27 protein-coding genes and 1 riboswitch are annotated in these 25,809 nt (G+C 58.6%); of the genes, 17 read left to right on the forward strand and 10 right to left on the reverse strand.

Annotated features, from left to right (window positions below; genetic code table 11):
- The first annotated feature begins 44 nt into the window (after positions 1–44).
- The 4 genes from modA to IAE48_RS22655 all read left to right on the forward strand — a co-directional run bounded on the left by modA (position 45) and on the right by IAE48_RS22655 (position 3,064).
- The gene (modA, locus tag IAE48_RS22640; RefSeq protein WP_200135662.1) at positions 45–821 is read left to right on the forward strand and encodes a molybdate ABC transporter substrate-binding protein; all 777 of its coding nucleotides are present in this window, start codon (positions 45–47) and stop codon (positions 819–821) included.
- Positions 818–1,507 carry a molybdate ABC transporter permease subunit gene (modB, locus tag IAE48_RS22645; protein ID WP_200135663.1) on the forward strand — a complete coding sequence of 230 codons (690 nt, stop codon included), beginning with the start codon at positions 818–820 and terminating at the stop codon, positions 1,505–1,507. The genes modA and modB overlap by 4 nt, the downstream gene beginning before the upstream one ends.
- 3 nt (positions 1,508–1,510) lie before the next feature.
- Positions 1,511–2,569, forward strand: coding sequence for a molybdenum ABC transporter ATP-binding protein ModC (gene modC, locus IAE48_RS22650; RefSeq protein ID WP_200135664.1), 1,059 nt, complete (start codon positions 1,511–1,513; stop codon positions 2,567–2,569).
- 168 nt (positions 2,570–2,737) lie between these two features.
- Positions 2,738–3,064: a hypothetical protein gene (locus IAE48_RS22655; RefSeq protein WP_200135665.1), complete on the forward strand. Its 327-nt coding sequence runs from the start codon at positions 2,738–2,740 to the stop codon at positions 3,062–3,064.
- Positions 3,065–3,129: 65 nt separating this feature from the next.
- Here IAE48_RS22655 and IAE48_RS22660 read toward each other — a convergent pair whose 3' ends face one another.
- A complete protein-coding gene (locus IAE48_RS22660; protein WP_200135666.1) occupies positions 3,130–3,948 on the reverse strand; it encodes a pyridoxal phosphatase in 819 nt (272 codons plus the stop codon).
- Positions 3,949–4,103: 155 nt separating this feature from the next.
- On the opposite strand from IAE48_RS22660, the gene pgl reads away from it, so the two are divergent.
- Positions 4,104–5,099, forward strand: coding sequence for a 6-phosphogluconolactonase (pgl, locus tag IAE48_RS22665; RefSeq protein ID WP_200135667.1), 996 nt, complete (start codon positions 4,104–4,106; stop codon positions 5,097–5,099).
- A gap of 69 nt (positions 5,100–5,168) precedes the next feature.
- Here pgl and IAE48_RS22670 read toward each other — a convergent pair whose 3' ends face one another.
- From IAE48_RS22670 to bioA, 4 genes are all read right to left on the reverse strand, one after another.
- Positions 5,169–6,452, reverse strand: a complete 1,284-nt coding sequence (locus IAE48_RS22670) for a putative acyl-CoA thioester hydrolase (protein ID WP_124969074.1) — start codon at positions 6,450–6,452, stop codon at positions 5,169–5,171.
- Positions 6,453–6,564: 112 nt separating this feature from the next.
- The gene (locus tag IAE48_RS22675; protein WP_200135668.1) at positions 6,565–7,041 is read right to left on the reverse strand and encodes a kinase inhibitor; all 477 of its coding nucleotides are present in this window, start codon (positions 7,039–7,041) and stop codon (positions 6,565–6,567) included.
- Positions 7,042–7,054: 13 nt separating this feature from the next.
- Complete coding sequence (locus tag IAE48_RS22680) at positions 7,055–7,735, reverse strand: type 1 glutamine amidotransferase domain-containing protein (protein ID WP_200135669.1); 681 nt, start codon at positions 7,733–7,735, stop codon at positions 7,055–7,057.
- Positions 7,736–7,782: 47 nt separating this feature from the next.
- Positions 7,783–9,078 (reverse strand): adenosylmethionine--8-amino-7-oxononanoate transaminase, encoded by a 1,296-nt coding sequence (bioA, locus tag IAE48_RS22685; protein WP_200135670.1) that lies wholly within the window; start codon positions 9,076–9,078, stop codon positions 7,783–7,785.
- Positions 9,079–9,163: 85 nt separating this feature from the next.
- On the opposite strand from bioA, the gene bioB reads away from it, so the two are divergent.
- The 4 genes from bioB to bioD are packed head-to-tail and all read left to right on the forward strand — an operon-like array spanning position 9,164 to position 12,806.
- Positions 9,164–10,204, forward strand: a complete 1,041-nt coding sequence (gene bioB / locus IAE48_RS22690; protein WP_076769577.1) for a biotin synthase BioB — start codon at positions 9,164–9,166, stop codon at positions 10,202–10,204.
- On the forward strand, positions 10,201–11,355 hold the full coding sequence (gene bioF / locus IAE48_RS22695) for an 8-amino-7-oxononanoate synthase (protein WP_200135671.1): 1,155 nt from the start codon (positions 10,201–10,203) through the stop codon (positions 11,353–11,355). The genes bioB and bioF overlap by 4 nt, the downstream gene beginning before the upstream one ends.
- Complete coding sequence (gene bioC / locus IAE48_RS22700; RefSeq protein ID WP_200135672.1) at positions 11,342–12,091, forward strand: malonyl-ACP O-methyltransferase BioC; 750 nt, start codon at positions 11,342–11,344, stop codon at positions 12,089–12,091. The genes bioF and bioC overlap by 14 nt, the downstream gene beginning before the upstream one ends.
- Positions 12,084–12,806, forward strand: a complete 723-nt coding sequence (bioD, locus tag IAE48_RS22705; RefSeq protein ID WP_023479521.1) for a dethiobiotin synthase — start codon at positions 12,084–12,086, stop codon at positions 12,804–12,806. Before bioC ends, bioD begins: the two co-directional genes overlap by 8 nt.
- Here bioD and IAE48_RS22710 read toward each other — a convergent pair.
- Entirely contained in the window at positions 12,748–13,470 is a 723-nt protein-coding gene (locus IAE48_RS22710) for an ABC transporter ATP-binding protein (protein ID WP_023479498.1), read from the reverse strand. The two genes, bioD and IAE48_RS22710, sit on opposite strands and share 59 nt — an antisense overlap.
- 756 nt (positions 13,471–14,226) lie before the next feature.
- Here IAE48_RS22710 and uvrB point away from each other — a divergent pair.
- A complete protein-coding gene (gene uvrB, locus IAE48_RS22715; RefSeq protein WP_094420432.1) occupies positions 14,227–16,248 on the forward strand; it encodes an excinuclease ABC subunit UvrB in 2,022 nt (673 codons plus the stop codon).
- Between the two features lie 120 nt (positions 16,249–16,368).
- Here uvrB and pmrB read toward each other — a convergent pair whose 3' ends face one another.
- From pmrB to yvcK, 4 genes are all read right to left on the reverse strand, one after another.
- On the reverse strand, positions 16,369–17,481 hold the full coding sequence (gene pmrB, locus IAE48_RS22720) for a two-component system sensor histidine kinase PmrB (RefSeq protein WP_200135673.1): 1,113 nt from the start codon (positions 17,479–17,481) through the stop codon (positions 16,369–16,371).
- Positions 17,481–18,155, reverse strand: a complete 675-nt coding sequence (pmrA, locus tag IAE48_RS22725) for a two-component system response regulator PmrA (RefSeq protein ID WP_200135674.1) — start codon at positions 18,153–18,155, stop codon at positions 17,481–17,483. Before pmrA ends, pmrB begins: the two co-directional genes overlap by 1 nt.
- Positions 18,152–19,795 (reverse strand): phosphoethanolamine transferase EptA, encoded by a 1,644-nt coding sequence (gene eptA, locus IAE48_RS22730; protein ID WP_200135675.1) that lies wholly within the window; start codon positions 19,793–19,795, stop codon positions 18,152–18,154. Before eptA ends, pmrA begins: the two co-directional genes overlap by 4 nt.
- Positions 19,796–19,903: 108 nt before the next feature.
- Positions 19,904–20,812, reverse strand: a complete 909-nt coding sequence (gene yvcK, locus IAE48_RS22735) for a uridine diphosphate-N-acetylglucosamine-binding protein YvcK (protein ID WP_042713843.1) — start codon at positions 20,810–20,812, stop codon at positions 19,904–19,906.
- 407 nt (positions 20,813–21,219) lie between these two features.
- A riboswitch (molybdenum cofactor riboswitch) is annotated at positions 21,220–21,363 on the forward strand.
- Between yvcK and moaA the strand changes: the two genes are divergently transcribed.
- The 7 genes from moaA to IAE48_RS22770 all read left to right on the forward strand — a co-directional run bounded on the left by moaA (position 21,351) and on the right by IAE48_RS22770 (position 25,596).
- Entirely contained in the window at positions 21,351–22,340 is a 990-nt protein-coding gene (gene moaA, locus IAE48_RS22740) for a GTP 3',8-cyclase MoaA (RefSeq protein ID WP_023479507.1), read from the forward strand. Its footprint overlaps the riboswitch before it by 13 nt.
- Before the next feature lie 18 nt (positions 22,341–22,358).
- Positions 22,359–22,871, forward strand: coding sequence for a molybdenum cofactor biosynthesis protein B (gene moaB / locus IAE48_RS22745; protein WP_200135676.1), 513 nt, complete (start codon positions 22,359–22,361; stop codon positions 22,869–22,871).
- A gap of 3 nt (positions 22,872–22,874) precedes the next feature.
- The gene (gene moaC / locus IAE48_RS22750) at positions 22,875–23,360 is read left to right on the forward strand and encodes a cyclic pyranopterin monophosphate synthase MoaC (RefSeq protein WP_200135677.1); all 486 of its coding nucleotides are present in this window, start codon (positions 22,875–22,877) and stop codon (positions 23,358–23,360) included.
- Positions 23,353–23,598, forward strand: coding sequence for a molybdopterin synthase sulfur carrier subunit (gene moaD, locus IAE48_RS22755; protein ID WP_200135678.1), 246 nt, complete (start codon positions 23,353–23,355; stop codon positions 23,596–23,598). The genes moaC and moaD overlap by 8 nt, the downstream gene beginning before the upstream one ends.
- Position 23,599: 1 nt before the next feature.
- Positions 23,600–24,052, forward strand: coding sequence for a molybdopterin synthase catalytic subunit MoaE (gene moaE / locus IAE48_RS22760; RefSeq protein WP_054803702.1), 453 nt, complete (start codon positions 23,600–23,602; stop codon positions 24,050–24,052).
- Positions 24,053–24,116: 64 nt separating this feature from the next.
- A complete protein-coding gene (locus IAE48_RS22765; RefSeq protein ID WP_023479511.1) occupies positions 24,117–24,824 on the forward strand; it encodes a Bax inhibitor-1/YccA family protein in 708 nt (235 codons plus the stop codon).
- Between the two features lie 61 nt (positions 24,825–24,885).
- On the forward strand, positions 24,886–25,596 hold the full coding sequence (locus IAE48_RS22770) for a US12 family protein (RefSeq protein WP_200135679.1): 711 nt from the start codon (positions 24,886–24,888) through the stop codon (positions 25,594–25,596).
- The last annotated feature ends 213 nt before the right edge of the window (positions 25,597–25,809 follow it).

The following is a 25,809-nucleotide window of genomic DNA, read 5'->3' on the forward strand; positions in this document are numbered from 1 at the left end:
TCGTTATGTTTTTTTTTATATAACGAAAATGAGAGGAGTCAAAAATGGCACACACAGGGCGACGTCTGCTGGTTGGCGCAGCATTAACACTTGTCGTAGCAGGGCAGGCCGTGGCGCAAGAGGGTAAAATTACCGTCTTTGCCGCCGCCTCGCTGACCAACGCGATGCAGGATATTGCCGCCGCGTACAAAAAAGAGAAGCAGGTTGAGGTGGTCTCCTCATTCGCCTCGTCTTCTACACTTGCCCGCCAGATTGAAGCGGGCGCGCCAGCGGATCTCTTTATCTCGGCCGATCAGAAGTGGATGGATTACGCGGTCGAGAAAAAAGCGGTGGATACTGCGAGCCGTGAAACCCTGCTCGGCAATAGCCTGGTGGTCGTTGCGCCGAAAAGCAGCGCGCAGGGCGAGATCAAGATTGATGCGAAAACCGACTGGAACAGCCTGCTGAAAGGCGGCCGTCTGGCGGTGGGCGATCCGGATCATGTTCCGGCCGGTATCTACGCCAAAGAGGCGTTGCAAAAACTGGGCGCCTGGGAAACCCTCTCGCCGAAACTGGCACCTGCGGAGGATGTTCGCGGCGCGCTGGCGCTGGTGGAGCGCAGCGAAGCGCCGTTAGGCATTGTCTACGGCTCTGACGCGGTGGCCAGCAAAGGGGTGAAAGTGGTGGGTACCTTCCCGGAAGCGTCGCACAAAAAAGTGGAATACCCGCTGGCGATTATCGATGGCCATAAAAATGCAACCGTGAGCGCGTTTTATGACTATCTGAAAGGCCCGCAGGCTTCTGAAATCTTTAAACGTTACGGATTTACAACGCACGAATGATATTGACCGATCCTGAATGGCAGGCTGTTCTGCTGAGCCTTAAAGTCTCTTCCCTGGCGGTATTACTCAGTTTGCCCTTTGGGATCTTCTTTGCCTGGCTGCTGGTGCGCCGCACTTTTCCAGGCAAAGCGCTGCTCGACAGCGTGCTGCATCTGCCGCTGGTGCTGCCGCCGGTGGTGGTCGGTTACCTGCTGCTGATCGCTATGGGCCGCCGTGGCATCGTCGGTCAGTGGCTCTATGACTGGTTTGGCATCACTTTCGCCTTTAGCTGGCGCGGTGCGGTATTAGCCGCCGCGGTAATGTCATTCCCGCTGATGGTGCGCGCCATTCGCCTCGCGCTGGAGAGTGTCGATACCAAACTGGAACAGGCCGCCCGCACACTGGGGGCTGGTCGCTGGCGCGTCTTTTTCACCATTACCTTACCGCTCACTCTGCCGGGGATTATTGTCGGCACGGTGCTGGCCTTTGCCCGCTCTCTCGGCGAGTTTGGTGCCACCATTACCTTCGTCTCCAATATTCCGGGCGAAACCCGCACCATTCCCTCTGCCATGTACACCTTAATTCAGATGCCGGGGGGCGAAAGCGCCGCCGCGCGCCTGTGCATTATTTCGATTATTCTGGCGCTGATCTCCCTGCTGATTTCAGAATGGCTGGCGCGCGTGAGCCGCGAACGGACGGGGAGATAACCGATGCTGGAGCTTAATTTCACCCAAACGCTGGGCACCCATCGCTTGCGTATCGCCGAAACGCTGCCTGCCAGCGGCATCACCGCGATTTTTGGCGTTTCGGGCGCGGGAAAAACTTCACTGATTAACGCCATTGGCGGCCTGACGCAGCCACAAGAAGGCCGCATCGTGCTTAACGACCGCGTGCTGTTCGATACCGAACGCAAAGTGTGCCTGCCGCCCGAAAAGCGCCGCGTCGGCTATGTCTTTCAGGATGCGCGCCTCTTTCCGCACTACAGCGTGCGCGGCAATCTGCGCTACGGCATGGCGAAATCGATGGCCGCGCAGTTTGACAAACTGGTAACGCTGCTCGGCATTGAGCCGCTGCTCGACCGGCTGCCTGGTGGCCTCTCCGGCGGTGAAAAGCAGCGCGTGGCAATCGGCCGCGCGTTATTGACCGCGCCAGAACTGATGCTGCTGGATGAACCGCTGGCGTCGCTGGATATTCCGCGCAAGCGCGAACTGCTGCCCTACCTGCAACGGCTGGCGCAGGAGATCAATATCCCGATGCTCTACGTCAGCCACTCGCTGGATGAGATCCTCCATCTGGCAGATAAAGTGATGGTGCTGGAAGCGGGCGAAGTGAAAGCCTTTGGCAGCCTCGAAGATGTGTGGGGCAGCAGCGTAATGAACCCGTGGCTGCCGCCGGAGCAGCAAAGCAGCGTGCTGAGAGTGCTGGTGCTGGAACACCATCCGCACTACGCGATGACCGCGCTGGCGCTGGGCGATCAGCATATCTGGGTCAATAAGATCGACCGGCCGCTTAAAAGCGCGCTGCGCATCCGCATTCAGGCCACTGATGTGTCGCTGGTGCTCCAGCCGCCGATGAATACCAGCATCCGCAATATTCTGCGCGCCAAAATCGTGCAGTGTTTCGATGTCGACGGGCAGGTGGAAGTGCAACTGGATGTCGGTGGCAGAACCCTGTGGGCGCGCATCAGCCCCTGGGCGCGGGATGAACTCAGTATCAAACCCGGCCAGTGGCTCTATGCGCAAATCAAAAGTGTGTCGATTACCGCCTGATAGCCAAAAAACGGGCGTTGCGCCCGTTTCATCTCCCCATTTTTTTTATTACATAATCTTCTGATTTCCACACAGGAAATGCCTTATGGCACAATTGCCGCTCGAGCGTAGCGGGAGGAAGAGCTATTGCCAGACGGAAGATATGACCATTTCAAAGGAGAAGGGGCGATGGCAGAGGATATTGTTATTTTCAATACCAATACATGGGTTGCTGAAGTTATATATTACGTCGTGTCACTGCTGGTGCTTTTCGTCCTGCTGATTGGAAAAGTATTTGTAGATACAAGAAATTCGCAGTTTCTCCATATCTTTTACACCCTGTTCGTTTTTGGCATCGCTGCCATACAGTTTTGCCTTGCAGTGCATGGCACTTCGTTCCTTAAAGGCTTTCTGCATATCAATTACGATATCGACTATTCTGAGCCCATTCGCTTCGGCGCTTTCGGGTTTGCACTACTCTCCTATATTGCAGCACCATCAGGTCGATATCGTTAAGCCATACAAAGGCGAGGCCTGGTGCCTCGCCTTGCTAAATCAAAAGCGTGTCGATCACCGCCTGATTAGAGCAGCTCTTTATCAATAAATTGCGCGATGCTATCGACGGTGTTATCGCCAATCACCACATTGGCATGGGCTTTCACCGCATCGTCGGCATTGCCCATTGCCACACCGGTGCCTGCGGCCTGTAGCATACTGATATCGTTATAGTTATCGCCAAAGGCCACCACATCCTGCATCGATAAGCCCTGCGCGTCGACCCATTCGGCCAGCCGTTTGCCTTTGCTGTTACCAGCGCGGGCGATATCCACCTGATCGTGCCATGACCATTCGCACTCCAGCCCTAACGTCTGCTCAACATGGTGAGCAAAGTTCTTCAGCTTGCCGGTATCTTCATCGGTGAGAGCAAATTTCCAGATTGCCTCCACCTCTGCGGCCGCGGCGCGCAGGGAGTCAACCTGTTGAAACACCGGGCGCTGCTCGGGCGGCAGCGCTTCGGCCCACGCCGTGGTGCGCAGCACATGGCCGGTCGGCTTTTCATACAGCATGGCGTTATCGACATACATCAGGCCATGCACCTGGTACTCCTCCAGCAGGGCGATCAGTTGTTGCGCCTGATTGACCGGCAGCGGATCGGCGGCGAGCACCTTTTTTGCATGATAATCATACAAATAGGTGCCATTACAACAAATTGCAGGTGTATCCAGCGCCAGTGCCTGATAAAAAGGGTGGATAGCGACATGGTGCCGACCGGTCACGATAATGGGCAGATGCCCGGCGGCTTTTGCGCGTGCTAACGCTTCAAGGGAAGAGGGCAGAAGCGTCTTCTTCGGGGTTAAAAGCGTACCGTCTAAATCGAGTGCTATTACGCGCGAGGTCATATCGTTTCCCGTAGTTGAAGGTGAAATTTTGTGTCCGGGGATGGTACACCCCGTCGCCGCATGCGCAAAATCTGAGGGCGAAATTCAGCATCACGCCGCAAAAACGGCTATCCTGGTTACTTAACGCAGAGAAGAATTTGAGGAAAGGAGTGTTCATGAAACAGACCGTTTATACCGCCAGCCCCGAAAGTCAGCAGATCCACGTCTGGCGTTTGAATTCCGAAGGCAGCCTGACGCTGGTGCAGGTTGTCGATGTGCCAGGCCAGGTGCAGCCGATGGTTGTCAGCCCGGATAAACGTTACCTCTACGTTGGCGTTCGCCCTGAATTTCGCGTTCTCGCGTACCGTATCTCCCCTGAAGATGGCGCTCTGAGCTACGCCGCAGAGGCGCCGCTCTCCGGCAGCCCAACCCATATCTCCACCGATCATAGCGGTCGTTTCCTGTTTAGTGCCTCCTATAATGCGGGCAGCGTCAGCGTTGTGCGCCTTAATGATGGCATTCCGGGCGAGACCGTCCATCTTGCAGAGGGGCTGGAAGGGTGCCACTCGGCCAATATTTCCCCGGACAACCGCACGCTGTTCGTGCCTGCCCTGAAGCAGGATCGCATCTGTCTCTTTACCCTCGGTGAAACGGGCGCGCTGACCGCGCAGGAGCCGTCGGAAGTGACCACCGTCGAGGGCGCAGGCCCGCGCCATATGGCCTTCCACCCGAATAAGCGCTTCGCCTACTGCGTTAACGAACTCAACAGCAGCGTCGATGTCTGGCAACTTAGCGATCCGCACGGCAAGACCGAGTGCGTGCAGACCGTGGATATGATGCCGCCGGACTTTACCGATACCCGCTGGGCGGCGGATATCCATATCACGCCGGATGGCCGTCATCTCTATGCCTGCGACCGCACCTCCAGCACCCTGACTATTTTCAGCGTGTCGGAAGATGGTAGCGTTATCGCCGTTGAAGGCTTCCAGCCTACCGAAACCCAGCCGCGCGGCTTCAATATCGATAACAGCGGCAAATACCTGATTGCCGCCGGGCAGAAATCCCATCATATCGCGCTGTATGAGATCGGCGGCGCGCAGGGCCTGCTGACTGAAAAAGCGCGCTACGCCGTGGGCCAGGGCCCGATGTGGGTAGTCATTAACGCCATGTAATAACCGGAAGCTAATCTCCGGGCATAAAAAAACCTCGCCGCGGCGAGGTTTTTTGTTTTGAGCGCTGAATTACTTCTTCGGCTCAGCAACCACTTTGCTGCCGAGGCCGCGGTTGTTGAACTCCCAGAAGCGGTTGAACTTCGCATCGTTCAAATCGCGCTGGATGTTGCCTTTATCATCCGCAGTGCCGGTGTTGCCCGCATAGGCGCGGCCTGATACGGCGGCATCGCCCCACGGTTTCGCCACGTTAAAGCCTTCGTTAATCACGCTATCGCGGATCACCGCCTGGCCGTTGGTGCTGCTGTCGATATCCAGCGAGCGGCCCAGCTGCGCGACACCGTTTCCGGCGGCGGTAAAGCGGCTGTTGACGGCGAGGAAGCCGTAATAGAGGTTCGACAGTGTTGACGGTGCGAAGACATAACCTGCCTGCTGAGTACGCGAGTTGACCACGCGGAAGTCGGTGTTATCAAACACCACCGCGCCGCGCCCGGAGACGATATCCACATCGCCTTCGAGGTAGCTATTGGTCACCAGCGTGCGGGTCTGGCGATCGCTGCGCAGAGTGTTATCCACACCGCTGTTAGTCACAAAGAAGGTGTTCTGGCGACCGAGAATATTGACGTTGTTGATCTGCACTTTATCGCCATCGCTGCGCAGCGCCACCGCCTGGTGGTTGCCGGCATCGACGCTGTCGCCGAGCGTATTCTGAATAGTCAGGTTTTGCAGTTGCAGGCCGTTGTTCTGCGACCAGACAACGGCGGAGCACATCACGCCGACGGTCGCCGCGCGGCTGCGCTGGCAGGCATCAAACATATACCATGCTGGTTTGCCCGGCATATATTTGCCTGATGGGTTGACCAGGCGACGCCAGCTGGTCGGATCCATTTCAGAATCGATCGCCTGACCGATCTTCACATCCGCCGCTTTCTCACCGGTACCGTAAATGGTCACGCTGCCCGAAGCCGCAGGCACATAGACGGTGCCTTCATATTCACCCGGCATCACCGCAATGTACTGGCGGTCGCTGGCGTGTTTATTGATGGCAGCGTCAACCGCAGCCTGAATGGTGGTGTGAGTCACACCCGCCGTACCGGCCGGTCCAACCACGAAATCTGCTTTTTCAGGCACGCGGATCGCATAAGGTTTCCACGCGGCGCTGTTGGCGGCCAGCGGGGTGAAGTAGCGATCGGCGGTGAAGTTTTTCGCTTCAGCTTCGCTTAGGATCGGGCGCGAGGAGGTGCCCGGCGCAGTTTGTTCAGAGGGGCGCTCAGAGGGCGGCGTCGAGCTACAGGCGGTCAGTGTCACGCCAAAAGCGAGCGCCAGCGCCAGACGGGAAACCGATGATGTGTTCAAGGGGTGCTCCAGACTATGCAAGTTAAAGGGGATAGCGTAATGCCTGCTTTTTTATACTAAGTTGAGCGAAACGGGAAGCCGATTTGTTAAATCGGCTGTAAATCCCTGGCTTTTAGCTGAAAAGGGCGGTGAGAGTGGCGCTGCCGAGGGTGTGAAAATGGACATTGAAGCCGACCATTGCCCCGCTGGCGTTCTCGTCGACATCCAGTTTCTCCACGTCCAGCGCGTGAACGGTGAAGATATAGCGGTGGGTTTCGCCTTTCGGCGGTGCCGCGCCGCCATACCCGGCGCTGCCGAAGTCAGTGCGCGTCTGCACGCTTCCTTCTGGCAATGCAGCACTGCCGGAACCGGCACCCTGCGGTAGTACACGAGTCTCTGCCGGCAGGTTCGCCACAATCCAGTGCCACCAGCCGGAGCCGGTGGGGGCGTCAGGATCAAAGCAGGTGACGACAAAGCTTTTGGTGCCCGCAGGCACCTCATCCCATGTCAGATGGGGCGAAATATTATCGCCCTCATAGCCCATGCCGTTAAACACGTGACGCAGCGGCAGCTTCTCGCCGTCACGAAAATTATGGCTGAGTAACTTCATATGGCCTCCTTGCTTAACGGTGCAGCAGTTTCAGCAACTCTTCGGCGGTTGCCGCAGAGGAGGCCGGGTTCTGGCCGGTGACCAGATGGCCGTCGGTCACCACATAGACGCCCCAGTCATCGGTACGCTCGAACTGCCCGCCTGCCTGTTTCAGTGAATCTTCCACTAAGAACGGCACCACTTTCGTCAGGCCAACCGCCTCTTCTTCGCTGTTGGTAAAACCGGTGACGCGTTTACCCTGCACCAGCGGCGTGCCGTCCGGTTTTTTCACATGGCGCAGCACGCCCGGTGCGTGGCAGACCGCCGCGACCGGTTTCCCATCCGCCCAATATTTTTCAATCAGATCGATGGAGATCGGGTGCTCCGCCAGGTCCCACAGCGGGCCGTGGCCGCCCGGGAAAAAGACTGCGTCATAATCGCTGATGTTGATGCTGCTCAGGGGCAGGGTATTTGCCAGCGCCTGCTGCGCTTTTTCATCGTTACGGAAACGCTCGGTGTCCTGCGTCTGCGCATCCGGCGCATCGCTGGTCGGGTCGAGCGGCGGCTGTCCCCCCGCCGGAGAGGCGAGCACCACCTCTACGCCTGCATCCTGAAAGATATACCAGGGTGCGGCAAACTCTTCGAGCCAGAACCCGGTTTTCTTGCCGGTGTCGCCCAGGGTGTCGTGCGAGGTCAGAACCATCAGAATTGCCATATATCCTCCATTTTTCAGGTCAGTAACCCAAAAGTGTAGTGCATCTTTTACGCCTCGGCGGCGAAGAGATCCGCGCGCAGCACGGCGGCATTCACCGCCTGGGTCAGGCGCGACAGCTGCTCCGGGGTGATGATATAGGGCGGCATCAGATAGATCAGGCGACCAAACGGGCGGATCCAGACCCCCTGCTCAACAAAGAAGCGCTGCAACGCCGCCATATTCACCGGTGAGCGCGTTTCCACCACGCCAATCGCCCCGAGTACGCGCACATCCGCGACGCTTGCGGCCTGCGCGGCGGGAGCCAGCTCCGCCTTCAGCTGCGCTTCGATAGCGGCGACCTGCGTCTGCCACTCGCCGCGCTGCAAAATCTCCAGGCTGGCGGTTGCCGCCGCGCAGGCCAGCGGGTTGCCCATAAAGGTTGGACCATGCATAAAGCAGCCCGCCTCGCCGTTGCTGATGGTCTCAGCCACCACGCGGGTGGTCAGCGTGGCCGAGAGGGTCATAGTCCCGCCGGTCAGCGCTTTGCCAAGGCAGAGAATATCCGGCGTGATACCCGCATGCTCACAGGCGAAGAGTTTACCGGTGCGGCCAAAGCCGGTGGCGATCTCATCGGCGATCAGCAGGATCCCTTCGCGATCGCACATCTTACGGATGCGCTTCAGCCACTCGGGATGATAAATGCGCATGCCGCCCGCGCCCTGCACAATCGGCTCCAGAATAACGGCGGCGATCTCATGGCGATGGGCCGCCAGCGTGCGGGCAAACGCCACCATATCGTGCTCATCCCATTCACCATCAAAACGGCTCTGCGGCGCAGGTGCGAAGAGGTTTTCCGGCAGATAACCCTTCCACAAACTGTGCATCGAGTTGTCGGGATCGCACACCGACATCGCACCGAACGTGTCGCCATGGTAGCCGTTACGGAAGGTGAGGAAGCGCTGCCGCGATTCGCCCTTCGCCTGCCAGTATTGCAGCGCCATCTTCATCGCCACTTCTACCGCCACCGAACCGGAGTCGGCGAGAAACACGCACTCCAGCGCCTCGGGCGTCATCGCCACCAGCTTGCGGCACAGCGCCACGGCGGGCGCATGGGTAATGCCGCCAAACATCACGTGAGAGACGGCATCGATCTGCGTTTTCATCGCCGCGTTCAGCGCCGGATGGCCGTAACCGTGGATCGCCGCCCACCAGGATGACATACCGTCAATTAGCCGTTCGCCGCTGGCGAGATGCAGCTCGCAGCCCTGCGCGGAGGCGACCGGGTAGACGGGGAGGGGGGCGGTCATAGAGGTGTAGGGGTGCCAGATATGGCTGCGATCAAAAGCTAAATCGTCCTGGGTCATAATCGACTTGTAAACCAAATTAAAAAGTTTTAGGTTTACGAGTCTACACCGAATAACGATTTAATCACACTTTTGGAGAGGCCAGATGGCTCACCACACACGCTGGACACTGTCGCAAGTTACTGCTTTATTTGAAAAACCACTGCTGGATCTGCTCTTTGAAGCGCAGCAAATTCACCGCCAGCATTTTGACCCGCGTCAGGTGCAGGTCAGCACGCTGCTGTCGATCAAAACCGGCGCCTGCCCGGAAGATTGCAAATATTGCCCGCAAAGCGCGCGCTACAAAACCGGCCTTGAGTCGGAGCGGCTGATGGAGGTGGAGCAGGTGCTGGAGTCGGCGCGCAAAGCGAAGCTCGCCGGTTCAACGCGCTTCTGCATGGGCGCGGCGTGGAAAAACCCGAATGACCGCGATATGCCCTACCTGGAGCAGATGGTGGAAGGGGTGAAAGCGATGGGGCTGGAAGCCTGCATGACCCTTGGCACCCTCAATGAGAGCCAGGCGCAGCGTCTGGCCCACGCCGGGCTTGATTACTACAACCACAACCTCGACACCTCGCCGGAGTTCTACGGCAACATCATCACCACCCGCACCTACCAGGAGCGTCTCGACACGCTGGATAAAGTGCGCGATGCCGGGATCAAAGTCTGCTCCGGCGGTATTGTCGGGCTGGGCGAAACCGTCACCGATCGCGCCGGGCTGCTGATGCAACTCGCCAATCTGCCAACGCCGCCGGAGAGCGTGCCGATCAACATGCTGGTGAAGGTGAAAGGCACGCCGCTGGCGGATAACGACGATGTCGACGCCTTTGATTTTATTCGCACTATCGCCGTGGCGCGCATCATGATGCCCACCTCCTATGTCCGCCTCTCGGCCGGGCGCGAGCAGATGAACGAACAGACCCAGGCGATGTGCTTTATGGCGGGCGCTAACTCCATCTTCTACGGCTGCAAACTGCTGACCACGCCAAACCCGGAAGAGGATAAAGATCTGCTCCTGTTCCAGAAGCTGGGGCTGAACCCGCAGCAGACCCAGGTGCTGAATGGCGATAACGAACAGCAGCAGGAGATTGAGCAGCAACTGCTTCACGCCGACACGGAGCACTATTACAACGCGGCGACCCTATGAGCTGGCAGCAGCGAATCGAAGCCGCGCTCAGCGAACGCCGCGCGGCAGATGCCCTGCGCCGCCGTATCACCGTTGAGCAGGGTGCCGGACGCTGGCTAACCCTCGACGGCGAGCGCTTTTGCAACTTCGCCAGTAATGACTACCTCGGTTTAAGCCAGCATCCGCAGGTGATTGCCGCCTGGCAGCAGGGCGCCGCGCAGTATGGCGTCGGCAGCGGCGGTTCGGGCCATGTTGTTGGCCATACGGCTGCGCATCATCAACTTGAGCGCGAACTGGCGCAGTGGCTCGGTTACGACCGCGCGCTGCTCTTTATCTCCGGTTTTGCCGCCAACCAGGCCACCATCGCGGCGCTCACCGGCAAAGAGGATCGCATTGTTGCCGATAAGCTGAGCCACGCCTCGCTGGTGGAAGCGGCTGCCCTCAGCCCGGCACAGCTGCGCCGTTTTGCCCATAACGATGTCGCCCAGTTGGCGAGCCTGTTGAGCAAACCGCTCAGCGGACAGCAGCTGGTGGTCACTGAAGGCATTTTTAGCATGGATGGCGACAGCGCACCGCTGGCGGCAATTGCTGAGGCCACGCATCACGCAAAAGCATGGCTGATGGTGGATGATGCCCACGGTATCGGCGTGCTCGGCGAGCAGGGGCGCGGCAGTTGCCATTTGCAGGAGGTGAAGCCCGACATTCTGGTGGTCACCTTCGGCAAAGGTTTTGGCGTCAGCGGCGCAGCGGTGCTTTGCAGCGAAGCGGTTGCCGATTACCTGGTGCAGTTCGCCCGCCATCTTATCTACAGCACTGCGATGCCGCCCGCGCAGGCGGTGGCGCTCAGCGCCGCGCTCGATGTGATCCGCTCTGCTGAAGGCGACGCGCGACGCGCGCAGCTGGCAGCGCTGATTAGCCGTTTTCGTGAAGGCATGCGCGGGCTGGATCTGGCGGTGACGGATTCACATAGCGCCATTCAGCCACTGATTGTTGGCGACAACAGCCGCGCGCTGCGTCTCGCCCACACTCTGCGCCAGCAGGGGCTGTTTGCGACCGCCATCCGCCCGCCAACGGTGCCGCCGGGCACGGCGCGTTTGCGCCTCACTTTAACCGCTGCGCATCAGCCGGAGGATATCGACAGGTTGCTGGAGGCGCTGCATGGCGGTGAATAAACAGGCGGTGGCCGCCGCCTTTGGTCGCGCGGCGCAAAGCTATGCGCGACACGATGAGTTACAGCGGCTCAGCGCCGACTGTTTGCTGGCGCAACTGGGCGACATTAGTCCTGCGCGGGTGATTGACGCTGGCTGCGGGCCAGGGGCGATGAGCCGTTACTGGCGCGCGCAAGGCTGCGATGTCACGGCACTCGATCTCTCGCCCGCTATGCTGGCAGAAGCCCGCCAGCAGCAGAGCGCCGCGCGTTATGTCACCGGCGATATCGAAGCGCTGCCGCTGGCGGATGCGACCTTTTCGCTGGCGTGGAGCAACCTCGCGGTGCAGTGGTGCGACGATCTGCGCCAGGCCGTTGGCGAACTGCACCGCGTCACCGAACCGGGTGGGCATATCGCTTTTACCACGCTGGCGGACGGCTCGTTACCGGAGCTGAACCAGGCCTGGCGCGCGCTGGACAGCTTTCCCCACGCTAACCGCTTCCTGCCCGTGACGGAGATTGAGCAGGCGCTAAACGGCTGGCCGCTGCGCTGCGGCATTGACACCGTCACCCTGTGGTTTGCCGATGCCGCCAGCGCCCTGCGATCCCTTAAAGGGATCGGTGCCACCCATCTGCATGCCGGACGCCAGCAGGGGCTGACGCGCGGCAAATTGCAGCGCTTACAGGAAGCCTGGCCGCAACAGCAGGGGAAATTCCCGCTGACCTATCAACTTTTTTGGGGAGTGATAACCCGTGACTGAACGCTATTTTGTGACCGGTACCGATACCGAAGTGGGTAAAACCGTGGCGAGCTGCGCCTTGTTGCAGGCGGCGAACCTGCGCGGGCTGCGTAGTGCGGGCTATAAACCGGTCGCCTCCGGCAGCGAGATGACGCCCGATGGGCTGCGCAACAGCGATGCGCTGGCGTTGCAGCGCCACAGCAGTTTGCTGCTCACCTATCAGGCGGTTAATCCGTATACCTTTGCCGAGCCGACCTCGCCGCACATTGTCAGCGCTGACCTGAACCAGCCGATAGAGGCGGAAGTGATGTCGGCCGGTTTACGCCAGCTGGAGCAGCAGGCCGACTGGCTGCTGGTGGAAGGGGCAGGGGGCTGGTTTACGCCGCTCTCGCCGACGCTGACCTTTGCCGACTGGGCCACCTCGGAGCGCCTGCCGGTGATTCTGGTGGTCGGCGTCAAGCTTGGCTGCATCAACCATGCGATGTTGACCGCCCAGGCGGTACAGCAGGCAGGGCTAAGGCTGGCAGGCTGGATCGCCAATGACGTGGTCAAGCCGGGTAAACGCCACCAGGAGTATATGGCGACGCTGCAACGCGTGCTGCCCGCGCCGCTGATCGGTGAGATCCCGTGGCTGGCGGATGCGCCGGAAACCGCCGCAACCGGCCACTATCTCGATCTCAGCGTACTGACTCCGGCGACATCCAGTGCGCCAGCAGCGGATCATCTAACTGCCTGATATCGCCCCCGGCCACGCGCCGCCCACGGTGCAGCAGGCAGAAACGATCCGCCACCCGGCGGATCAGCGACAGCTGCTGCTCCGCCAGTAAGATCGACATACCAAACTCCTGATTGAGCCGCACGATCAAATTCCCCAGCTTATGGATAAACGCCTGGCCGAGGCCGCGCGTCGGTTCATCGAGGATCAACAACCGTGGGCGCGTGACCAGCGCCCGCGCCATCGACAGCTGCTGCTGATTATCCTCCGACAGCGTCGCGCCACGCTGCTGGCGTAGCCCATACAACTCCGGGAAGAGATCGAAGATCTCGCGGCTTAAGTTCTGCCCTGCGTCACCGGCGGCACGCATCGCCACATGCAGGTTCTCCTCCACCGTCAGCTGCGAAAAGATGCGCCTGTCCTGCGGCACATAGCCGATGCCGACCGCGCTGCGGTGCTCGGCCTGCAGTGTCAGCAGATCGCGCGGCGGTGCGCCCGCATCCTGCCAGATCATGCTGCCGCTCTCCACCGGCAGGTAACCGGTTATGCAGTTTACCAGCGTGGTTTTTCCCATACCCGGCAGCCCGACCAGCGAGGTGCAGAGGCCGGGGGCTAACTCCAGATCGATATCCCATAACGTATGTTGGTCGCCGTAATAGTGGTTCACCGCATGTAAGCTCAACATGATCCGCTCCTTGTTCCATCAGGTATGACTGCTTTTCACTACGGTCAACTGCAAAAGGCTTGCCAGAACGTGAAAAGGGCATTTTTTTCGGAGACGGCTGAGAAAGCGTGCGAAAAAAACGTGATGGCGCGCAAACCCAGGTAAAAATTCTGCACTTTGCCAGTGCTTACCGCAGCGGGTAGTGGTGCAACGGATAGTGGAATTGTGAGAAGGATCCCATGCGGATCTTGCGCATCGTTATCTGATAATTGCCGAAAAGAGTCGATAAAAAAATTTTCCCTCCCCCTTTTCGACGCCGAAGGGGAGTTTGGCGAGGGGCGGGGTGCACGGGCTGGCGGCAGTTATCCACTATTCCTGTGGATAACCTTGTGTATTAGAGTTAGAAAACGTGCGGCAAGCGAGAGGCGGCGCGGCTTGCGCATGAATTGGTGCGAAACCCGTCTTTTTAATATTTTCTTTTTTAATCAAACATTTAAATAAAAGCAATGGGTGTAAGAAAAGTGTCACCGACTGCCATAAAAGCGTCAAACATCACCTTGACAAATGTTAAAAGGGCAAAAGTTCTGGGGATAACCTTTAACGCGCGGTTTAATCGCTTACCGATTGCCCAATCGCAGCCACAATGCGATGTTTTGCACTGGGGTAGATGAGATCGGTTTGCACGCTACTGTTTTTTCATCCAGTATCTTCGGTTGGCAAAAATGCGCATGGTGAGTAAACTGTCTTACCTGCCCCACTCCTCATCAGGTGCCATTCATGAGTAAACCGTTCAAACTGAATTCCGCTTTTCGCCCCTCCGGCGATCAGCCTGAAGCAATCCGTCGCCTCAAGGAAGGGCTGGAAGACGGGCTCGCGCACCAGACGTTGCTCGGGGTAACCGGTTCAGGGAAGACGTTCACCGTGGCCAATGTGATTGCCGATCTGCAGCGCCCAACCATGGTGCTGGCACCCAACAAGACGCTGGCCGCACAGCTCTATGGCGAGATGAAAGAGTTCTTCCCGGATAACGCGGTGGAGTATTTCGTCTCCTACTACGACTACTATCAGCCGGAAGCCTATGTACCCAGCTCGGATACCTTTATCGAGAAGGATGCGTCGGTTAACGAACATATCGAGCAGATGCGTCTCTCCGCCACCAAAGCGCTGCTGGAGCGGCGAGATGTGGTGGTGGTGGCGTCAGTCTCCGCCATCTACGGTCTGGGCGATCCTGACCTCTACCTGAAGATGATGCTGCACCTCACCAATGGCATGATCATCGATCAGCGCGCGATCCTGCGCCGTCTGGCGGAGTTGCAGTACACCCGTAACGACCAGGCGTTCCAGCGCGGCACCTTCCGCGTGCGCGGCGAAGTGATTGATATCTTCCCGGCGGAGTCGGACGATCTGGCGCTGCGCGTTGAGCTGTTTGACGAAGAGGTTGAGCGCCTGTCGCTCTTCGATCCGCTGACCGGCCATATCGAATCGGTGATCCAGCGCTTTACCATCTACCCGAAAACGCACTACGTGACGCCGCGCGAGCGCATCGTGCAGGCGATGGAAGAGATCAAAGTCGAGCTGGCGGAGCGGCGGAAGTTTCTGCTGGAGAACAATAAGCTGCTGGAAGAGCAGCGTATTACCCAGCGCACCCAGTTCGATCTGGAGATGATGAACGAGCTGGGCTACTGCTCCGGCATCGAAAACTACTCTCGCTACCTCTCCGGACGCGGGCCGGGCGAAGCGCCGCCGACGCTGTTTGACTATCTGCCTGCCGATGGGCTGCTGGTGGTCGATGAATCCCACGTGACCATTCCGCAAATCGGCGGCATGTATCGCGGCGACCGGGCGCGTAAAGAGACGCTGGTGGAGTATGGTTTCCGCCTGCCGTCGGCGCTCGATAACCGCCCGATGAAGTTTGAAGAGTTCGAAGCCCTGGCACCGCAGACGATCTACGTCTCCGCAACGCCGGGTAACTACGAGCTGGAGAAGTCGGGCGAAGAGGTGATCGATCAGGTAGTACGCCCAACCGGCCTGCTGGATCCGATCATCGAAGTGCGCCCGGTGGCGACCCAGGTCGACGATCTGCTGTCAGAGATCCGCAAGCGCGTGGAGATCAACGAGCGTGTGCTGGTAACCACCCTGACCAAACGCATGGCGGAAGATTTGACCGAATATCTGGTCGAGCACGGCGCGAAGGTGCGCTATCTGCACTCCGATATCGACACCGTCGAGCGTATGGAGATTATCCGCGACCTGCGTCTTGGTGAGTTCGATGTGCTGGTCGGCATCAACTTGCTGCGTGAGGGGCTGGATATGCCTGAAGTGTCGCTGGTTGCCATTCTCGATGCGGATAAAGAGGGCTTCCTGCGCTCCGAACGCTCGCTTATCCAGACCATTGGTCGTGCGGCGCGTAACGTCAACGGTAAAGCGATTCTCTATGGCGATAAGATCACGCCGTCGATGGCGAAAGCGATTGGCGAAACGGAACGCCGCCGCGAGAAGCAGCAGAGCTACAACGAAGAGCACGGCATTACGCCGCAGGGGCTCAACAAGAAAGTGGTGGATATTCTGGCGCTCGGCCAGGGGCTGGCGAAAACCAAAGCCAAAGGGCGCGGCAAGTCCCGCTCGCCGGTTGAGGCAGATGCATCCGATCTGGGCCTGACGCCGAAAGCGCTGCAACAGAAAATTCATGAGCTGGAAGGGCAGATGATGCAGCATGCGCAGAATCTGGAGTTTGAAGAGGCGGCGAAGGTGCGCGATCAGCTTCATCAACTGCGCGAGCTGTTTATTGTCGCCTCTTAATGTTGACTTAACATAGCCCTGTCACACTCTCCTCAGTTTTTGTGGAGGAGAGTGTGATGCAACAAATTACCGTTCGTGAGTGTTTTGCCGTTGCCTGCGCGCTGGCAGTGGTGCTCGGTTTTACCCATTTTTGGCTGCTGAGCTACTGATCGTCCCCCGGTCGGGCGCGCTGAATTTGACCCACGCCCGCACCCCACTTTGTGTCAGCCGATTGTGCAGGAAAAACTGCGCGTCATGCAGTTGCGCGATACGCGTAACGATACTTAAGCCAAGACCGGCACCGCCGTAACGGCTGTCCATTCTGACAAATGCTTTGCTCAGCTCGCCGCTGCGGCTCTCATCAATCCCTTGCCCCTCATCCTCTACCGCCAGCACCGGCGTTTCCGCCTGCTCCAGCCGTACAGTAATCGTGCTGCCGACCGGGCTGTAGCGATGGGCATTCTCTACCAGGTTACGCACCAGCAGCCGCAGCAGCGTCGCATCGCCTGCTACCGCCATTCCTTCACCCTCAACCGGCATGACCAGGCGCTGATCGCGTGCCGCCAGCATGGTGCGCAGCTCCTCTTCCATCGGCAGCACCACATCGCTTAATAACGTCACTTGCTGATAGGTTCCGGCGGAGAAAGATTGCCCCACGCGCGCCAAAAGCAGCAACTGGGCGATATTTTCCGTCATCTGATCGAGGCGCTGCACCAGCGGCTCGACCTGTATACCGCTGCTTTTCGCCATCAGTTCAAGGTGCAGACGCAGCCCGGCGAGCGGTGTGCGCAGCTCATGGGCGACATCGGCGGTAAAGAGCCGCTCGCGATCGAGAGTTAACGTCAGGCGCGAGACCAGATCGTTAATCGCCGAGGTGACGGCCTCCACTTCGCTGACGCTCTGATCGAGGGTGATAGGCTGCAAATTGTTCGGCGTGCGCTTATTCAGCTCCTGCTGAAGTTCGGAGAGCGGGCGGGTGATCGCTTTAACGGCCTGCATGCAGAGCAGCAGCGCGAGGCCGATAATCAGCAGGCTTGGCACCAGCAGGCTCGCCACCGCTTCACGCACTTCATGCTCAATATGTTTACGGTTGTTGTGGTTGTGGATCGCCGTCTGCACCAGCAGCTGGATCTGCTCTTCGCTCTCATGCCAGAGCCAGAAGACGCTGACCAGCTGGCAGAAGAGCAGAATGCCGCCAATGGTCAGCAGCAGCCGGCGGCGCAGGCTCCAGTGACGAAAGTCGAACATCGCCATCACTCGGGCCGCTCTTGCGGTGCCACCAGCATATAGCCGAAGCCGCGCACGGTGCGGATGCGCGACTTGCCAATCTTGTCGCGCAGGTTGTGAATATGCACTTCCAGCGTGTTGGTCGATGGCTCGTTATCCCAGTTGTAGATATCGTTGTAGAGGATCTCGCGGTGTACCGGGCTTTCGGCTTTCAGCATCAGGCGCGATAAGAGCGCGTACTCTTTTGGCGTCAGCTCCAGCAACTGCCCCTCCAGCCACGCCTGGCGGCGGGTGACATTCAAGGTCAGGTTGCCGTGGATAATCTCGTTATCGCCCTGATTGTGGTGACGGCGCAGCAGCGCGCGAATGCGGGCGTTAAGCTCGTCGAGGGCAAAGGGTTTCACCAGATAATCATCCGCGCCGGTATCCAGCCCCGCCACGCGATCGTCGAGGGTATCGCGAGCGGTGAGGATCAGCACCGGCAGGGTATATTTCTCTTTGCGCAGCCGGTTGAGCAGATGCAGGCCATCTTCATCAGGCAGGCCGAGATCGAGCACTATCAGGCTGTAGTGGCCACCCGCCAGGCAGAGCGCCGCTTCATGGGCGGTCGAGACGCCATCGCAGGCGTAGCCTTCACTCTGCATCGCGAGAATTAACCCCTGTTGCAGCAGCGCATCATCTTCAATCACCAGAATTTTCATTTCACCTGCTCCCGGCACGGCGTAAGGATATCGTCTTCAGGATGGTAGACCGTAGTGCTGACGCCCAGTATACCCAACATGGTCGGGAAGAGGTTGTCCTGCGAGTAGGCCTTCTCCCGCGCATTTTTCGCGACACACTGACTGTTAATGCCGTAACGCGTCTGGTAATCGGGCGACAGCCAGATCAGCAGCGGCACATGTTTCTGCGTGGCGGGCGCGATGGAGTAGGGCAGCCCGTGCAGGTAAACGCCATTTTCACCCAGTGATTCGCCATGATCGGAGAGGTAAACCAGGCTGGTGGTAAACCTGTCCTGTTTTGATTGCAGTAATTTAATCGCTTTATCAACAATATAGTCGACATAGACGATGGTGTTGTCATAGGTGTTCACCAGTTGCTCGCGGGAACAGGTCTGGATTTCATTGGTATCGCAGGTGGGGGTGAATTTGCGCATCTGCGCCGGATAACGGTTGTAGTAGGTCGGGCCATGGCTGCCAATGGTGTGCAGCACAATCAGCCCGTCGCCCGGCAGTTGATCGATATAACGCGCCAGGTCGCGAAACAGGATCTCATCCTGGCACTCGCCCTTAATGCAGTAATCCGCCAGGTTCAACTGCGTCATATCCTGGTGCGGCACGCGGTCGCAGGCGCCTTTGCAGCCGCCATCATTCTCATTCCACAGCACCTGAATCCCGGCGCGCTGCACTACATCAAGCAGCCCCTCCTGGTGATGCGCCAGCTGATCGTCATAGTGGGCGCGGCCCATACCGGAGAACATGCAGGGCACGGAGACCGCTGTCGCGGTGCCGCACGAGGTGGTGTTGGGGAAGTAGATAACATTATCCTGCTTCAGCAGCGGGTTGGTCTCGCGATCATATCCGCCAAGCGAGAAATCATCCCCGCGCGAGGTTTCGCCCAGCACCAGAATGGTGAGGTTTTTACGCGGGCCGCGCTTCATCTGCGGCAGTTGGTGGGCATCTTCGCCGATGCGCACCAGCGGCAGGTTATCCATACGGTTATGGACATACCAGGAGAGCGAGGCGGCAATGGCGTTCGACGGACCGAGTGATTTCACCAGCTCTTTGTTGTTGCGAAACAGCGAGGCGTAATCCTTATAAAACGGCACCGCCACGGCAACGATAATCAGCGCGGAGATCGCCACGCTAAGCAGACGCAGCGTAATGCTACGCAGCAGGGGGCGGGTGGGTTTGATCTTGATCCACCAGGCGATAATCACCGGCAACAGGGCGGTCAGCAGCAGCGTCATCACCATTTTGCCTGACATCAGGGCGAAGCTCTCCGCCGCGGTGGTATCGAGAATATTGGTGATCATCGAGCGGTCAATAATGACGCCGAAGGTGGAGATAAAGTACTGTGCGGCAGCGCAGACGAGGATAAACAGGCTCAGCAGCAGCCGGTCGAGGCACAGAAACGACGCCAGCGTCAGCACAATGTTGATTACGCTAAAGGCCACCAGCGGCATGGTGAGGAACACCAGCGCATTATGCAGCGAGTCGACCGGAAGCAGATGAAACGCCTGGCGGTAAAAGACAATGTTAAGCACCAGCGCGATATAGAGCGCCGCAAGGGTAAGCAGAGAGAGGCGGCTTAAAGAGGGCCGGTAGAGCGAAAGCGTGCGCATAGCCAAATTCCATAATGTGAATAGCGCTATGCTGACAGGGGTTTTTTAAGACAACCTTAAGAAATTAAGCAAAGGTTCTGGCGGGGCTGATTCTGCCCCGCCGGTGCGTCAGCCAAGCTGCTGCACCGCTTTCTCCAGCGCGTTGCGCAGCAGAACACGGTCGTGGCGATAGGGGATATCGCTCGCCTCCAGCTCTTCCTGAATAATCAGCCGGTCTGTTACCGTGCTGGCGTCCACTTTTGGCCCCACCACGGCGGCATCGATAATGCGCTTGCCGATGTACTGCTCCATGATCGAGAGCTTATCCGCCAGCGTCAGACGGGCGGCGGCGGGGCTGAGCTCTTTGCCCAGGTTGCCGATATAGACCACTGGCGCGGGCGTGCGGCGCAGTGCCTGGGCTAACTCATCAAGCAAAAGCAGTGGCAGCAGGCTGGTGTAAAAACTGCCGGGGCCAATCAGGATCAGATCCGCTTCAGCAATCGCCTGCACCGCTTCGCGGGTGGTGTGGACTTTCGGCGACAGCATCAGCTCCTGCACCGGTGCGTGCAGTTGGTCGATATTGACCTCGCCATACACCACGTTGCCTTCGCTGTCCGTCGCCACCAGATCGACCGGCTGCTCGGACATCGGGATTAAAAAGGCGTCCACCTTCAATAAATTGCGAATGATGTTAATTGCTTCCAGCGGGCGCACGCTGAGGTGATCGAGCGCCTTTAACATCAGGTTTCCGAGGTTATGGCCGGAAAGTTCGCCATTGCCGCTAAAACGGTACTCAAACATCGCCGAGGCGACGCTTGGTTCAGTAATCAACTGATTGAGGCAGTTGCGCATATCGCCCCAGGCGATGCCGCCTTCGGAGCGGCGAATACGTCCTGTGGATCCGCCGTTGTCGGTAGTAGTGACAATGCCGGTGAGGCGCGATCCCAGTGAGGCAAGCGAAGACATCACCCGCCCAAGACCATGCCCGCCGCCGAGTGCAACAACGCGATCCAGGTCGGCGAGGGTGCGATTACGCATAATTGTTCCTTATGATTTTTTATCGCGCTACGTTAGCGTAAATACCACCAAAAGACGATGCCGCGCACCGCGTAAAATGACACATATCAAAGCAAAAAAGCGATTTTCACGTACTCTGTAGCCATTGTGCACGATTATGTCGCTATGTAGTGGTTTATATAACGATATTCACAATGGCGAAAGCCGGGCGATCGCGCTACTATCGCCAGAGCATGTTAGCGTGCCTAACATAACCCTCCTCAATGGATTTTGGCTTGCTTCTCACCGATGCAGCCCGAAAGACGGAGAGGACACTCCTCAAAGTATTTCGGGTTGCATCAAGGCGGCAACTGAGCAAATCCCCGGGAGCATAGATTGCTATGTGACCGGGGTGTGCGAAGGCAGCCAACACCGATGCAGCCCGAAAGACGATGAGGATACACTCAAGCCTCTGCACCTGTGTCGCAAGATATGGTGCTTTGGCCGTAGCAGAGCAATCGCTCTCGCTGCCAGGGTGCAGGAAGAAATGACTGCATCTCCCGAATCTGGAAAGGTGTACATGGCCTCACAACTGACTGACGCGTTCGCGCGCAAGTTCTATTACTTGCGTTTGTCGATTACCGACGTGTGCAATTTTCGTTGCACCTACTGCCTGCCGGATGGCTACAAGCCCGGCGGCGTCAATAACAACGGCTTTCTCAGCCTCGATGAAATTCGCCGCGTGACCCGCGCCTTTAGCGCAATGGGCACGGAAAAAGTGCGCCTGACGGGTGGCGAACCCTCCCTGCGCCGCGATTTCACCGACATCATCGCTGCGGTGCGGGAAAATGCCGCCATTCGCCAGATTGCCGTCACCACCAATGGCTACCGCATGGCCCGCGACGTTGCCCAGTGGCGCGACGCCGGTCTGACGGCGATCAACGTCAGCGTCGACAGCCTCGACGCTCGCCAGTTTCACGCCATTACCGGGCAGGATAAGTTTCGCCAGGTGATGGCGGGCATCGACGCCGCCTTTAGCGCCGGTTTCTCGAAGGTGAAGGTCAATACCGTGCTAATGCGCGACGTGAACCATCACCAGCTCGATACCTTCCTTGACTGGATCCAGACGCGGCCAATCCAGCTACGCTTTATTGAACTGATGGAGACGGGCGAGGGGAGCGATCTGTTCCGCAAACATCATCTCTCCGGCATGGTGCTGCGCGACGAGCTGCTTAAACGCGGCTGGATCCACCAACTGCGCCAGCGCAGCGACGGCCCGGCGCAGGTCTTCTGCCACCCGGATTACGAAGGCGAAATCGGGCTTATCATGCCCTACGAAAAAGATTTCTGCGCCAGCTGCAACCGCCTGCGTGTCTCCTCCACCGGCAAACTGCACCTCTGCCTGTTTGGCGATGGCGGCGTCGACCTGCGCGATCTGCTGCAGGCAGACGAGGAGCAGGGCAGGCTTGAAGATCGTATCGCCACGGCGCTCAGCCAGAAAAAGCAGACCCACTTCCTGCATCAGGGCAATACGGGCATTACGCAAAACCTTTCATATATCGGCGGGTAACGCCGCAAGGAGAGAGAGATGAGCCAGGTCAGCGCTGAGTTTATCCCGGTCAGGCTTGCTATTTTGACGGTCTCGAGCCGTCGTAGCGAAGAGGATGACACTTCCGGTCACTATCTGCGCGACGCCGCGCACGATGCCGGACATCAAGTGGTTGATAAAGCGATCGTTAAAGAGAACCGCTACGCCATTCGCGCCCAGGTATCGGCGTGGATCGCAAGCGATGAGGTGCAGGCGGTGCTAATCAATGGCGGAACCGGCTTCACCGAAGGTGACCAGACGCCCGAAGCGCTGTTGCCGCTGTTTGACCGCGAAATTGAGGGCTTCGGCGAGCTGTTTCGCATGTTGTCCTTTGAAGAGATCGGTACCTCGACGCTGCAATCCCGCGCGCTGGCGGGCGTCGCCAACCAGACGCTGATTTTCGCCATGCCCGGCTCGACCAAAGCGTGCCGCACCGCATGGGAAAATGTCATTGAACCGCAGCTCGATGCGCGTACGCGCCCGTGTAATTTTTACTCCCATTTGAAGAAGTAAGTTATGTCGCAACTGACCCACATTAACGCCGACGGCGAAGCGCATATGGTGGATGTCTCCGCCAAAGCGGAAACCGTGCGCGAAGCGCGCGCCGAAGCCTTTGTCACCATGCTGCCAGAGACGCTGGCGATGATTGTCGACGGCAGCCACCACAAAGGCGATGTCTTCGCCACTGTGCGTATCGCTGGTATTCAGGCGGCGAAACGCACCTGGGAGCTGATCCCGCTCTGCCATCCGCTGTTATTGAGCAAAGTAGAAGTGCTGCTCCAGGCACAGCCGGAGCATAACCGCGTGCGCATCGAATCCGTCTGCCGTCTGAGCGGCAAAACCGGCGTCGAGATGGAGGCGTTAACCGCCGCTTCGGTCGCCGCACTGACGATTTACGATATGTGCAAAGCGGTGCAGAAAGATATGGTGATTGGCCCGCTGCGCCTGCTGGCGAAAAGCGGCGGCAAATCAGGTGATTTCAGGGTAGAGAGCGATGCTTAAAGTACTGTTTTTCGCGCAGGTGCGCGAGCTGGTGGGCTGCGACACGCTCAACGTTGAGACGCTTTTCCCCTCCGTTGAAGCGCTGCGCCAGCATCTTGCCGGGCAGAACGATCGCTGGGCGCTGGCGCTGGAAGAGGGCAAGCTGCTGGCAGCGGTGAACCAGACGCTGGTCAGCTTCGATCATCCGCTGGCAAGCGGCGATGAAGTGGCCTTTTTCCCGCCGGTGACCGGAGGCTGAGATGAGCGAAACGCGAATTTGTGTCGACCGCGCGGCGTTTAACGTCGGCGAAGAGTACAGCTGGCTGGCCGCGCGCGATGAAGATGGCGCGGTAGTAACTTTTACCGGCAAAGTGCGCAACCACAATCTGGGCGATAGCGTCAGCGCCTTAACCCTTGAGCACTATCCGGGGATGACGGAAAAATCGCTGGCCGCGATTGTCGACGAGGCGCGCAGCCGCTGGCCGCTCGGGCGGGTAAGCGTTTATCACCGCATCGGCGAACTCTGGCCGGGGGATGAGATTGTCTTTGTTGGCGTAGGGAGCGCGCACCGCAGCAGCGCTTTTGAGGCCGGGCAGTTTATTATGGACTACCTGAAAACCCGTGCGCCGTTCTGGAAACGCGAAGCGACGCCGGAAGGCGAACGCTGGGTGGAAGCGCGCGACAGCGATCAGCAGGCAGCGAAACGCTGGTAGCACGCAGGGTGCCAATTGATGTGTTAACCTTACTGCATTGTTAACCCATCAATCAGGAGTGATTATGGACCGTTTCCCCCGTTCTGATTCTATCGTGCAGGGCAGCCGTAGCGGGCTGCAAACTTATATGGCGCAGGTCTATGGCTGGATGACCTGCGGTCTGCTGTTAACCGCCTTTGTCGCATGGTACGCCGCGCGCAGCGAAGCGATCATGAGCTTCGTCTTCTCCAGCCAGATTACCTTCTTCGGGCTGATTATCGCCCAGCTGGCGCTGGTGTTTGTCATCTCCGGCATGATCCATAAACTGAGCCCCGCGCTGGCGACCGGCCTGTTTATGCTCTATTCGGCGCTTACCGGCCTGACGCTCTCCAGCATTCTGCTGGTCTATACCTCGCAGTCGATTGCCGCCACCTTTGTGGTCACCGCCGGGATGTTTGGCGTGATGAGCCTCTATGGCTACACCACCAAACGCGATCTCAGCGGCTTCGGCAATATGCTGTTTATGGGGCTGATTGGGATTGTGCTCGCCTCGCTGGTTAACTTCTGGCTGAAGAGCGAAGCGCTGATGTGGGTCATCACCTATATCGGTGTAATTGTCTTCGTCGGTCTGACCGCTTATGACACGCAGAAGCTGAAAGGGATCGGTGAGCAGATTGATGTCAGCAACAGCGCCGAGCTGCGCAGATATTCGATTCTGGGCGCGTTAACGCTCTACCTCGACTTTATCAACCTGTTCCTGATGCTGCTGCGTATCTTCGGCAACCGCCGTTAAGCAACGCTATACCCCATCCCGGCTGCGGCCGGGATTTTTTTGCCTTTTTCACGGAGGAGCGGTGAGAGTATTTGGCTGGATAGCCCCGGTACAGGTTACGCCCGTTGAGTTACTGGTAAAGGCCTGTTGGTGGCTGGCGGCGGGCATGGCGCTCAGCGCGGCGCTCTGTTGGCTGGTGCTCGATCTGCTGGCGCTACCGCAGTTTACTGAACACAGCGCGATCATCGTGCTGCTGGTGATCCTCTGGTTTATCACCCTTTTCGCGCTCACCATGCTGTTTGAGCGTATGAAGACGCTGCACGCCATCGGCGGGCTGGTGCTGCTGAGCGTCATCGGCGGCCTGCTGGCCGCGAGCCTCTTTTCGCTTCAACTCTGTCTGGTGCTCTACGGCGTGACTGGCGGGATGTTCGCCCTTGGCGCGCTGATTGCGCATCTCTATGGTGAGCGGCTGCGCAACGGGCGTTTTTACTGGCTGCTGGCTGCCGCGGGCGGCGTGCTTGCCGTGGTGATTAATCTGGCGCTGGAGGGCGACACGGCGCAGTGGTGCACGAGCCTGTTTCTGGTAGTGCTGTTTAGCGTTGTGAGTGCGCGCAAAAGCCCAGAGATGCTCGACAGCGCGCGTGGGCTTTACCGCCAGCAGTTTGTCACGGTGCAGCACTGCGCAACCCGCGGGGCGCTCAGCATCTGGCTCGGCGCGGCGACCGCGTTTCTCGACATACTCCAAACGCTGATATTCCTGGTTTCATCAGGATCGTCCAGCGCGTCGCGCTAAAGCACGATTGCCGGATGGCGCGTTACACGCTTATCCGGCCTACGCGGTTTCAGTGGTTCGATACACGCAGGCCGGATAAGGCGTAGCCGCCATCCGGCAATGGGTTTTCATGTGGGATTGGTGGAATGATTCCGTTCACTATGCGTTGGGAATTTCATTAATCTCTTATGCGGTGAACGGGACAAGGGGGGGACCGCTCCCCCCTTGTCAATC

Source organism: Kosakonia sp. S57 (assembly GCF_016516575.1).
Taxonomy (GTDB): Bacteria; Pseudomonadota; Gammaproteobacteria; order Enterobacterales; family Enterobacteriaceae; genus Kosakonia; species Kosakonia cowanii.